Genomic DNA, 12,124 nt, shown 5'->3' with positions numbered 1-12,124 from the left:
TTTCCACTAGGACAGCGTCCCCTAAGCTTTAATAATTTTGACTATTTCCATCCGACTTTTCTGTATGAGTCTGTGTGGAACTTATTGGTCTTTGGGTTACTGATGACTCTGTTCTTTCGGGATTTACGCCGCAAACCCCATCTGAAGGTAGGGACGATGGCTCTAGTTTATATGGTCGCCTATAGTACTGGTCGCTTCTGGATTGAGGCATTGCGGATGGATAGTCTGATGCTCGGTCCATTACGCATTGCTCAAGTGGTCAGTTTAGTTGCGATCGCATTGGGAGTTGCTGGTTTAGGGTGGCTGTATTGGATCGGTCGGTCTTTGCCAGATGTTGTTCCAGTCGATAATCAGCAGTGGGATACGGTATCTAAATAAAAAAAGCCCCAGAGTTTATCTCTAGGACTTTACCAGGGTGCATCTACCACTTTCTTTTTACTGGGTAGATCAGGTTAATCCGGATAATTTGGGAATATAGCAATCTGTTATTAGTTGTGATAGTTGGAAGATGGGGCAACGGATCGTTCAAGGGGATGTAACCGATAGGTGAGTGTCTGGTAGTTGACCCAAGATACTTGCAGGTAAAGGGTAAAGGGTAAAGGGTAAAAGGTCGGGATTAATCACAAATACCAATTCCCCTTTACCAAATACCAATTACTCAACCTTGACAATATTAATGTTCTCGTAAATTATAGGAAACCTCAAATTCCAGAAGTTTCTCCAACTTTTCTAGCTTCTTCAAGCCAGCTATCAAACAACTTTTGATTCTTTTTAATCCATTCTTGGCTATGGCGACGGATATCTGCTGGGCTATCTTCCCCCTTTTTGGCCCGTAAGCTTTCAGCATTAAGCTCCTCAATCGGCATCTTAAATCGCTCAAACAAGTCTCTGGCTGCTGGGTTAGTTGCTAGGAATTTTTTGTTTGCCACAAAGCGGATCTGATCCACCGCGAATCCGAGATTTTTACCATCGATTGAAGTATGTTTTTCTGTCAACCCTTTCTGGGCTTCTGGTAGATTGGTTTGGGCAACTTCTAGCCAAACCACATCCTCACCTGGTTTTAATACCGTAGCCAGCCACAGAGGAGTCCAAGTGTAGTATAGGACTGGTTTTCCTTGTTTGTAGCGAGCAATGCTATTCGCAATTAGGACGCTATATTCTCCTTGGTCGTGTTCGACCGTATCCCTGAGCCCATAAGCATCTAAGTGATGCTCAATAACTAACTCACATCCCCAACCGGGAATACAACCGGCTAAATTTGCCTTACCATTTCCATCGGAGTCAAAGAGTTTGGCAATTTTAGGGTCTTTGAGTTGCTCCAAATTGGTGATATTGTATTTTTCAGCAGTTTTTTTATCAATCTGATACCCTTGCAACAGATCAGAAACAATAACTCCAACTCGCTCTAATTTCTTGTCCCCACCATTTTTTTCAAAGAATTCTGTGTGCAGGTTTTCCCAGTGGCTAGCGGTAAAATCAAGGTCGTTATTACCCAAAGCGATGTGGCTGGTGGTGGGCTGGAGTTGTTTGGGTTTTTCAATCTCGTAACCGAGCTTTTCCAGAGCTGTGTTAACGATGTGTGTCATGAATTGTGAATCGGCTAGATAACCATAGGTAGAGCGTACTTTCACCCCTTTCCCAGGTAGGGCTATTTCTGATGAGGTTAATTCGGTGGTGGCTTGGGGAATTTGTTGCAAGCTGATCAAACCCACAAGCAATGCCACTAAAACCGCTGCACCAACAGTAGTCCCAGTCCGTGGTTTACTGGTTAACCTCAAACGCACAAAACCAATTGGTCCTCGCTCTAGCCAAGGGATTTGGTTGTTGCCTTGACTCACCACTTGAGTGATCCGGTCGAGCATCACCGCAATCAGAACGATGCTTAATCCTCCCACAGCAGCTAGTCCGACATTCACCCGACCGAGACCTTGTAAGACCATCTGTCCCAGTCCCCCGACACCAATCATAGAAGTCACCACGGACATCGATAGTGCTAATAGGATGGCTTGGTTGACTCCAGCTAGGATAGTTGGCATTGCTAGGGGAATTTGCACTTCCCAAAGCATTTGTATTGGGGTTGAGCCAAATGCGATCGCAGCTTCGACAACTTCTGTAGATACTTGTCGGATTCCTAGGTTGGTCAGGCGAATCAGGGGGGGAACAGCAAAGACTAAAGTAGCGATTACTCCAGGGACTGCACCAATGCCAAACAGCATTACCACTGGGACAAGATAGACGAATGACGGCAGGGTTTGCATGGCATCAAGCAGGGGTCGCAGGAATTTCTCCACGCGATCGTTACTAGCACAGGCAATGCCAAGGGAAATGCCAATGAGCACGCAAAAGACTACAGCTGTCACCACTAGCGCCAGGGTAGTCATGGCTTGCTCCCAAGCTCCAAAAAAACCAATCAAGGTCAAGGCAATAAGGCTATAAATAGCAATTTTTCCCCCAGCAATTTGCCATACTATCAAAGCCAGAATAATCAGAAAAATTAGGGGAGGAATGGATAGGAACAGCGATTGTATCCCTTCCAGAGTCCAGGTAATGGGCAAGCTAATTGCTTGAAAGAAGGGACGGAAGTTGTCAACTAGGAAATTAACTGCTGCGCTAATCCACTCGTCAAGGGGTAAGGTATAAAGCTCAAAGGGATTCAAGATAATATCTAGACCGACTTGGCTTGTTGCGATATTATTAAGGGATAGAATTAAATAATTGAACACAATACTATTCAAAGCAACACTCTTCTAGTATAGATTGTCAATTTATCTAGATATTTCGTTTTTAAGCATTCAGCTATCAGCTATCAGCTAAAGGCCAAAGGCCACGCTACTTGAGGTGCTATCAGCTGTTGTCTTGGAAAAGCTTTTGAGGTTTGCCAATACTAGCGATAAGATCAGACTGTTCCACCATTCCTTTGAATGTACCGTCAGTATCGACTACAGCAACAGGAAGTCCATCTCGGTAGAGGTGAAATATATCTTCTAGGTGGGTGGAAGCGTTGACTGTGGGGAAATCTGTTTCCATCACTTCAGTAATATCTTCGGTTCCTTTTTGGAGGACTGCTTCGAGCCATTGTTTCTTGACAATTCCAATAGGTTTGCTGTGTGCATCGACAACATACATTTGTTGGAGGTGATGGTCTATCATCTGTTCCAGTCCAACCGTAGCAGAGTTTTCTGTAAGAACTAAGGCAGGGGTTTGACGAGCAATTGACCCAGTTTTTAGGACTTGGGCGCGGTTAACATCTTGGATGAATGCACTGATGTAGTCGTCAGCTGGTTGGTTAATCAGTTCTTCTGGTGTGCCAATTTGGACAATATAACCGTCTTTCATCACTGCTATGTGATCGCCCATCTTGAGGGCTTCTTGAATATCATGGCTGATAAATACAATGGTTTTGTGCAGTTCTGTTTGGAGTCGCAGTAATTCATCCTGCATGTCCCGCCGAATTAGGGGGTCGAGGGCGCTGAATGCCTCATCCATAAGTAAAATCTCGGCATCTGTGGCTAAAGCGCGGGCTAAACCTACCCGTTGACGCATCCCACCACTCAGAGAAGAAGGTAAATAATCCGCCCATTGGGATAAACCTACCACTTCTAAGGTTTCCAAGGCTTTTTGGCGGCGTTTGGCTTGATCTATCCCCCGGACCTTGAGACCATACCCGACATTTTCTGCAACTGTTTTGTGGGGAAATAATCCAAATCTCTGAAACACCATTGATACCTTGCTCTGGCGAATCTCTCGCATCCGCTTCTCATCAACATGGGCAATGTCTTCATCATCGATATAGATATTGCCGCTGGTGGGATTAATTAGGCGGTTAATACAGCGAGCTAGGGTGGATTTTCCGGAACCGGATAACCCCATGACCACGAACAATTCTCCTTTATTAACGGTCATAGAAACATCAGCAATGCCTAAGACTTGACCGGTTTTTTCTAAGATAGAATCCCTACTCCCACCTTGGCGAAACATTTTGAGGGCAGCTTGGGGTTTCTCTCCATAAATTTTAATCAGATGTTCAATACGAATTTTGGGGTTTGAATTAATATTAGTCATTAGTAATTGTGAAAAAGGGGAAAAGGTGATTGGGGAAAAGGTGATTCGGAAAACCCCCTAGTTTCTAAGAGTTAATTGACACTACTGACGCACTCAGAACTTTTTATGGCCATTCACCTTAAATTTCATCTGGGTCAATCCCTGCCTGTCGCAGTCGTTCTGCTAATTGCTCAGCTCGTTGCTCAGCTGCTTCAGCTCGTTGCTCAGCTGCTTCTTCTGGTAAGGGAACTAGATTCCCATCCCGGTCTTGACACTCCCCGGTCTAAAGACGCGGGGATTCTTCATTCAACGAGCCAGCTTGCTCTTCCAGGCCGGAACCAGGAAAAGTAGAGGCTGATTCTCCTGAAGCGTTTAGATCTTTTAAGATCCAGGTTCCGGTGTGCCCCACCGTACCCAAGGCTCGCTTAAGGACGTTTATTGCGGCATTATGGTCTCTATCTAACTGGCATCCACACTTACAGGCATGGGTTCTAGTAGATAGGGACTTTTTAACTTCTTCGCCGCAACTGGAACAATTTTGGCTAGTGTAGGCAGGATTTACTGCGACTGTCACCTTTCCAAACTTGGTGCCAAAGTGCTCCATCCATTTCCTGAATTGATACCAACCTGCATCATTAATAGACTTAGCGAGACAGTGATTTTTCACTAGGTTCTTGACTCTTAAATCTTCATAGGCGACCAGATCGTTAGACCGGATTACGCAGCGCGCCAGTCTCTTGGCGTGCTCTTCACGTTGCCTACTTATTTTAAGGTGCTGTCTGCCTAGTCTATTAACTGCTTTCTTGCGATTTAATGAGCCTTTCTTTTTTCTATAAACTCTGCGCTGATAGAACTTAAGACGTTTCTCTCCCGTTCTGTAAAAGCGAGGATTTGGTTCAGTTTCTCCAGCGGAATCAGTATAGAAATCTTTTAGTCCAACATCCAAGCCAATAGCTGCCCCAGTTGGCTCTAATTCTTCTTTGATGTCAACTGATACACAAAACTGGACGTAGTAACCATCAGCCCGACGAACTATACGGACTCGCTTTATTTGTTTTTGATCAAAGCGCCACAAGTCCCATGTACCCTTAAGTTTTAGCTTTCCAATACCCTTTTTATCGCTAAATGTAATTGACTTTTTGTCAGGGGATAACTTCCATCCAGACTGTTTGTACTCTACTGAACGGCAGTTTTTCTGGAACTTAGGAAAGCCTTTCTTGCCAGGTACTTTTTTCTTGCAGTTATCAAAGAATCGAACAATTGATGACCATGTTCTTTCAGCACTAGACTGGCGAGCCGTAGAGTTCAATTCGTTAGCGAATGGGAATTTTTTAGCAAGGACTGCACTGTATTTGTTAAGATCAAATTTATTGACCCCTTTATTATCCATCCAGTATCTGAGGCAGCTATTACGGATGAACTGGACTGTCCGAATAGCCTCATTAATGGCGGAGTATTGATGTTTCTTCCCTTTCGCTTTGAACTCTAGTATGATCATCAGTCTCGACCTCAACTGCTATTGCTCTCTACTTTATTCTACAACATCCAGACTAAGATTCCGGATTTCCGATGGATATTTTTCTCACGGCGGCTAAAGCCGCTATGCGCTTTCATCCCGGAGACGAAACCTTAGAATAGGGCAGCCTTAATCATAAAGTTTTAACCAAAGGTGCGCGCCTCCTAGGGCGAGTAAATCGCCCTTGGGTCGCACCTCTTTTCAGCCAAGCCTCCCAACCATAAAGGCTGGCCTATTCTTGCGGTAACTTCTGACCCCGGTTTAAAAACGCGGAGTCTTCAGCGGTAGGATTTCCGATAATTTGGAGTGCGGAAGGTCTGGCAGTAGATGCTCTTCTTTTTACCTGTGTCAACTTGCTTTGTGGAGGGGGACATCAGCTCGATTATTACATCTGGGTAGCGACCCTGTTCTTCCCATACTACCCAACCCAGGCGTTCTCGACTACCGTCTACATTCAAGACTACAAAGAAATCTGGCCCGCGAAAGTCCCGGTTTCGTGCTTGTTCACTACTGAAGTAAACAAACATATTGCCCCCAACAAAGTAATCGTCTCGGTCAGCTAAAGCAACGCGCAGTGAACGGATCAGGGCGTTCATGGCTATGCGGTGGCGGTCACTCTCCAAAGGTTCTCCATCATCAAAGATTAAATCCGTTGGTGGCATGGGGGGCTCCCAATCCATACTATCGGTTGCAGTTGGCGATACTGCTTCGGTCTTGGTTATGCTGTTGACACTCCCCGTCCTACAAGGACGAGGATTCTTTCTTCCCAGGGATTCCAATGAACTTGCCCTCAGAAAGCATCTTGACCGTGTGCCCCACGGCTGCAAGTCCGCGTATAGCGATTATTTGAGCAGCTGCCACATCTCTGTCGGTTGTGTAGCCACAATGTTCGCAATGATGTATGCGCTCAGCTAAGGTCTTTTTGCCAGTTTCAGTTAAACAATTGGGACAAATTTGGCTAGTCTTTTTAGAATCTACTTTTTGAAAATAGACACCACGATGGGCGCAACACTGCTCTAATATCTTAAAAAACTGTCCCCATCCCGCATCTAGACAGTGCTTTCCTAGCATTCCCTTAGCCAATCCTTTGAGATTTAGATCTTCAACAAAGATCATCCCAGCCCAATCGCAAAGATTATGAGCTAATTTCCAGTAATAATTTTTTCTAATGTTAACGATTCGTTCGTGTAGCTTGCTGACTTTTGCTTGTGCCTTACAACGGTTGCTACTTCCTTTACGCTTTCTGCTTACCCTCTTTTGCAGCAATTTAAGCTTGCGTTCGAGACCCTTGAAAGGACGTGGATTAGGAAATAACCTCCCGTTACTAACAGCAGCAAAATGTGAAATTCCCACATCAATGCCCAAGGGTTCCCCATGAGGCATAATCTGAGGAACATCAACATCCCATTGCAAAGTCAACATCACATACCAGCCAGTAGCACGTCTGACCACTCTGGCTTGTTTAACTACAGCATCAGAAGGTATTTCCCGTGATTGCCGCATCTTTACCCAGCCAATTTTGGGCAATTTAATTTTTCCAGATTCAACTGGTTTGACTCCTAGTTGTGGAAAAACAAAAGATCGCATTTGTCCCTGCTTCTTAAAGCGAGGAAAGCCATGACCTTGTTCCCACATACTAACAAAAGCTTTTTCTAGCCTTTTGAGCGTTTGTTGTAAGACATGAACTTGAACAGCTCTAAGCTCTTCAATAGCTTTTCTGGCAGCGGTTAACCCACGGCATTGACTGGCATAAGTAGGACGGGTTTGCTCTGCTGGAATGATGTATTCACTACGAACAGAGCAAGCATTAACCTGACAACTACGAGATTTATACCAATCCTTCCTTTCTGCTAGTGCATAGTTATAGACTTTGCGACACTGTTCAAGCCAGTTTTCAAACAAAGATACTTGCTTAGCGGTAGGTTTTAATTTGAACTCGTAGGTTAGATTGAACACTTTACTTGCCTCCTTAATTCAAGGATATCACATTCTTGAATTAACGCCCATCCTTAATTCAAACATAAAATCTTTTTAAAGCCGCCCTAAAAGGGCGGGGCTTGAAACCCAATATTTTTGGTCATTTTGTCAACTTCTATGGCTTGCTCCAACACCATGATAGTCCAAGATAGTTTGATGGCTGGCTCATGGGTTCGCGTAGCGGCTCGTACCGAGCATCGCGTAGCGTGACCGTAGGTAAATCCCATTTACTATGATGCTCTAATCATTGTCAGTGCTAGGGTTTTGAGCATAAACCATTAACCCTCAAGCTTTGTCATCGAATAATAATCAACCAATGCTCTAGAAATTAAACTGGGTTCGGAGCAGTCCAACCCCAATGGTGTCATTTTCATCATTGTGTTCTGGATCGATAATCACCAAAACACCAGGAGTGATAAAGATTCTATCAGTCAGTGGGTAGCGATAAGACAGTTCAAGATGGTATGATACATCGCGATCGCGACGACCAGCAACATCATTACTAGCTAGTCTTGGAGGCATGCCAACAATGAGATTCAACTGGCTGCCTAGTTTTCCGATGTCTGGGAAAGCGGCGGTAACTGCCCAGCTCCAAATATCTGCTTCTGATCCGCTTGACACATCGAAACCATTGTTATTGTTAATGCTTGAGGATTCTGCGATCGCATTGCTATAACCAACCCAACCGCCTAGGGTAAAGCGATCGCTAAATCGATAGCTAGTGGATACACCCAAGCTATTTGATGAGGTGGCTGTATTTGAGCCAAAGGGAGATTGAGCGAATTGGCTACCGAGAAACGATGCAGTATTGGCTGTTTGAGGAGAGTAGTACCGGACATAGGTCAAGGCCATACCAAAACGATCAGAGGGAGTAAGGGTCACCTGAGCCAAAGCACCAAAGGCACCATTGAACAGTCCAAAGTCTGAATTAGAGGCAGAACCAGTGTAATAGGCTGCTCCAGTAGCAATCAGGTCATTGAATTGATAGTAGATTCCAGCACCAGCACCAAAACCCAAGTCGTAGATGTAATTATTGAATCCAAAACTGGAAATGGAAAATGCTGGATTGAGGGCGGGAATCAAAGCAGTTGCTCCCTGACCTGCTGCTGCTATAGATACCAGACCTTTATTACCTAGGGGAAACCGATAGAACAGCTGGTTTAATTTAACATCATTGCCGGTATTAGTGGCAAAACCAAACTTGGTCATGGCTGTACCGGTGAAACCAGTGCTAAAATTACTGGTATTCCCTGCCCGAAGTCTAGTGCGCAAAAGGTCTCGACCGGTGAAACTGGTGTCGAAGTTGAGAATTGCCCGGCCTCCCAACAGAGTATTAGTATCATCAAAATCTTCTGTTGGGCTTTGACCAGAAGGAACTGCTTTTTTCCCGCCAAAGCCAGTAGCTAGAGCAATATCTACACTCCCACGCAATATAGTAGTAGTCGAGAACTGATGGTCTTCTAGGAAAGTCACTCGCCCTTCCAAGTTATCGACCCGAGCCTGTACAGTAGCTAATTCACCACTGAACTCTTCTTGTAGCCTTTGCATTGCTGCTAAATCAGCTTCGGTTACCAAGTTGGCTGTTTTACCAATAATCATGGCATTCACCCGATTTAGGCAAAAATTCAAGCCAAAAGCAAACTCGTAGCGAGTCAGGGCACGGTTACCGCGATAGGTGTCATCCTCGTAACCAGTCAGGCATCTATAGCGCTTCAACAAAGACTGTAGTGCTTCGTAAGCCCAATCCGTAGGTTGGACATCAGACAGTTCATAAACTGGTGTTACCCGCTCCATTGGTCCATTACTCAACGGGTCTGTCACACCTAAGTTTTGGGATATATCTAAACTATTATCTGGACTATTATCTAGACTATTGGAGTTAGTCTGGGTAGATGGCATGTCTAATAGTTTAGAAATCGGTGCTACCTGACCCATAGACGGATTACTCACAGTGTCTGCCATCTCTAGGTCTGGCGGTGACTCCAGACTAGTCAAGCTAGCTGTCGATATCCCATAATTAGGAATAGACGTAGTAGTCTTAAACTCCAGTTCATCGTGGAATTGGTCGGTTAACTGAGGAGTTTTTGGGGGAGTTTTTAAGTACTCTCGCGCTATATATTTCGGTCTGGGATTAAGATCTGACCTATCTGGTGATGGTTTAGGGTCTATGGCAGTCAAGGTTTCTGGTTCGCTATCAGCCATAGCGGGGGTAATGGTTACCAAATGGACACCAAGTACTATCGGTGTCAGTGGTAATCCACCGCAAAATTTTTTCACAACTCTCCTCACACAACAAAAATAAAAGGTATAGCGCTACGCGCAATGGCATTGGCAAGAGGCAAAAGGCAAAAGTTAACTACAAGAGCTTTTCAGCTTTTATTTATGTCAAACACCTTAATGCGTAGTGCTATAAAAGCTCGAAGGCTATACCACACCGATAACAGCGATACACCGATACCAAAGTACTTTTGACTTTTGTCCTTCTATGGAACAACCCTGATGTTGTTATTCACAGCTTCGATGGCTCGGTTAGCAACATCTTCGGGTATCCGAGTGTACTGTAGATCTTCGTTCAAGTCTTGACCTTCAGTCAGAATCCAATTTATCAGGTCTTTAACCCCTTGGGCTAGTTCTGGTTTAGGATACTTTTCGTAGAGAAACAGCCAAGTTATACCTACAATTGGATAACCCTGTTCTGGGTCATCTATATTTTCGATGGTGAAGTCATCATTGAACTGCACATTGCCTAGGGCTTTATTCGCTTGATCAACGGTAGGCTTGACGTAGCGACCTGCTCGGTTTTCCAGCCTGGCCATTGGTAGGTTAAGCTGTTTAGCATAGCTCGCCGGTACATAGCCAATGGCACCGTCAATTCGCCTAACTTCGCTAGCTACTGCTGCATTTCCCGGAACACTAGAGAAGACCTTAAAGCCCCAATTAGGTCTTTTACTTGCTCGGATTCTGCCATTAGTAATTTCGTTCAAATATTTAGTAAAAATAAAGCTAGTGCCGCTACTGCCTGAGTGGACAACTACTTGGATTTTCCGGTTTGGCAGGCGGGAGTTAACCTGCTTCCAATTAGAAATCTGACCTGAAAAAATTTTACCGAGAGTGTCTCGGGATAGCTTAACATCGGTGGTTATTCCTTGAAGATTATAAACGACAGCCAAAGACCCCCCAGCAGTTGGCACCATCAACAAACCCCGTTTCATTGAGTTTCTCTCTACAGGAGTTGGAATCACATTGCTCGCTCCGAAGTCAACGGACTGATTGAGAAATCGTCTAATCCCACCACCACTGCCAATGGCACTGTATTTGAACTTTACATCTGTTTGTTCTTTTTGTTTTTCTTCTTGGTATTCTCTAAAGTAACGGCGATAAAGGGGTTCAGGAAATGTAGCTCCCGCGCCAGTGAAGGATTGAGCGATCGCACCACTGATAGAACCAAAGCCAACGGTTAGGGTTACTGCTGTTGCTGTTAAAACCTTTTGCCAAAAAAATTGATAGCCAATCATTAATGTATCCTTAATTTATTCGTAAGTATTCAGCCGTCAGCCGTTGGCCTTTGGCCACGCTACTTGAGGTGCCGTCAGCCGTCAGCCGTGAACTTATTTTATTAAAAAGCACCTCGATTAGCACCATCTGTAGCGCATAAAATGTTGGCCTAGCCTGATCTACGGCCAATAGCTGATAGCTGTTCGCGTAGCGTGCGCGTAGCGCTTAAGCTGATAGCTGATAGCTGATAGCTTACATTTATTCTAGTCTTACAATTGTCAGTATTCTTAATCCTAGAGATTACGCGATCGCGTTAATCATCATATAATTTATATGACGACCATTTAAAGTCTAAAGTTTCGCCAATTTTACTGGCGTTATCAGTGGGCAATCAAGTGGGCAATCAAGTGGGTAATCAAATTTCTTTCATCAGAGACTGTACCAGAAAACTCCAAGCCAAGTTTAATGCTATTTTACAAGAAAGCAAACTTTTTTTTGGTGTGACATGGAGATGAGTTTACTGCGAAAATTTAGCTTGACACTGGTTTCATTCCTTGCACTTAGTCTCCCAGCTGGCAAGGGATTTGCCCAAAGCTTTGGGGGGATATATCAGGAGATTTCTATCTCTGAAGTGCCAGCTCCTGCTATCACTGCGGCCACTGTTGCTGCTGGTGTCTCACCCACGGATGCAGCAATCGAGATTGGGGCTGATGGCAAGCTAATCTATGGACTGAGTGGTCAGAACTCCCAGGGTAACCGCTTTGAAGTGGATGTCAATGCCATTGGGGAAATTCAGCAGGTTGAAGAAGAAATTGACCAGAGTCAGGTACCCCCACCAGTACTCAAAGGTCTAAGAGTCTGGCTACCTGACTTCCAGCCTACTGTGATTAGGAGGAGCGTCCGGGCCACAGACGTTATATACGAATTCAATGGTAAGGATGTGCAAGGCAACAACCTTCAAATTGAAATGCCCTCTAAGGGTGGCAGGTTGATACTATTTACCTATTGAACCAGGGACTAACTTTACTGTGCTTGGTGTAAACCGGGTGCATCTCATTAAAGCTGTTTGACCCGGTGGCTGGAATGGGCATCTTG

The 12,124-nt window shown here is 44.7% G+C and carries 9 protein-coding genes and 1 pseudogene; 2 read left to right on the top strand and 8 right to left on the bottom strand.

Annotated elements, in window-relative coordinates:
- Positions 1–378: prolipoprotein diacylglyceryl transferase family protein (locus F6K20_RS07655; RefSeq protein WP_287294294.1), on the top strand; the 378-nt coding region annotated here is incomplete at its 5' end.
- A gap of 323 nt (positions 379–701) precedes the next feature.
- Here F6K20_RS07655 and proX read toward each other — a convergent pair.
- The 8 genes and pseudogenes from proX to pstS form a co-directional block, all read right to left on the bottom strand.
- Entirely contained in the window at positions 702–2,735 is a 2,034-nt protein-coding gene (gene proX / locus F6K20_RS07650) for a glycine betaine/L-proline ABC transporter substrate-binding protein ProX (protein WP_287294292.1), read from the bottom strand.
- A gap of 109 nt (positions 2,736–2,844) precedes the next feature.
- Positions 2,845–4,062 (bottom strand): quaternary amine ABC transporter ATP-binding protein, encoded by a 1,218-nt coding sequence (locus tag F6K20_RS07645; protein ID WP_287294289.1) that lies wholly within the window; start codon positions 4,060–4,062, stop codon positions 2,845–2,847.
- A gap of 262 nt (positions 4,063–4,324) precedes the next feature.
- Entirely contained in the window at positions 4,325–5,539 is a 1,215-nt protein-coding gene (locus F6K20_RS07640; protein ID WP_287256618.1) for an RNA-guided endonuclease InsQ/TnpB family protein, read from the bottom strand.
- 314 nt (positions 5,540–5,853) lie between these two features.
- A pseudogene (locus F6K20_RS07635) lies at positions 5,854–6,237 on the bottom strand (Uma2 family endonuclease); the annotation flags it as partial.
- 61 nt (positions 6,238–6,298) lie between these two features.
- Positions 6,299–7,513, bottom strand: coding sequence for an RNA-guided endonuclease InsQ/TnpB family protein (locus tag F6K20_RS07630; RefSeq protein ID WP_008177657.1), 1,215 nt, complete (start codon positions 7,511–7,513; stop codon positions 6,299–6,301).
- 86 nt (positions 7,514–7,599) lie between these two features.
- Positions 7,600–7,761 (bottom strand): hypothetical protein, encoded by a 162-nt coding sequence (locus tag F6K20_RS07625; RefSeq protein WP_008177656.1) that lies wholly within the window; start codon positions 7,759–7,761, stop codon positions 7,600–7,602.
- Between the two features lie 94 nt (positions 7,762–7,855).
- Positions 7,856–9,811 carry an iron uptake porin gene (locus F6K20_RS07620; protein ID WP_287266361.1) on the bottom strand — a complete coding sequence of 652 codons (1,956 nt, stop codon included), beginning with the start codon at positions 9,809–9,811 and terminating at the stop codon, positions 7,856–7,858.
- Positions 9,812–10,017: 206 nt separating this feature from the next.
- Positions 10,018–11,049, bottom strand: a complete 1,032-nt coding sequence (pstS, locus tag F6K20_RS07615) for a phosphate ABC transporter substrate-binding protein PstS (protein WP_071106071.1) — start codon at positions 11,047–11,049, stop codon at positions 10,018–10,020.
- Positions 11,050–11,564: 515 nt separating this feature from the next.
- Between pstS and F6K20_RS07610 the strand changes: the two genes are divergently transcribed.
- Complete coding sequence (locus F6K20_RS07610; protein ID WP_137985690.1) at positions 11,565–12,038, top strand: hypothetical protein; 474 nt, start codon at positions 11,565–11,567, stop codon at positions 12,036–12,038.
- Positions 12,039–12,124 lie beyond the last annotated feature (86 nt).

The sequence above is a fragment of the Moorena sp. SIO2C4 genome (genome assembly GCF_010672485.1).
Classification (GTDB): Bacteria; Cyanobacteriota; Cyanobacteriia; order Cyanobacteriales; family Coleofasciculaceae; genus Moorena; species Moorena producens.
The sequence above is the reverse complement of the archived record's forward strand: the minus strand, read 5'-3'. Positions and strand labels throughout refer to the sequence as shown.

Bases quoted from the DNA above. Each gene is read 5' to 3' on its own strand.
- F6K20_RS07640 (WP_287256618.1), bottom strand. From the start codon at position 5,539: ATGATCATACTAGAGTTCAAAGCGAAAGGGAAGAAACATCAATACTCC.
- F6K20_RS07625 (WP_008177656.1), bottom strand. From the start codon at position 7,761: ATGGGATTTACCTACGGTCACGCTACGCGATGCTCGGTACGAGCCGCT.
- pstS (WP_071106071.1), bottom strand. From the start codon at position 11,049: ATGATTGGCTATCAATTTTTTTGGCAAAAGGTTTTAACAGCAACAGCA.
- F6K20_RS07645 (WP_287294289.1), bottom strand. From the start codon at position 4,062: ATGACTAATATTAATTCAAACCCCAAAATTCGTATTGAACATCTGATT.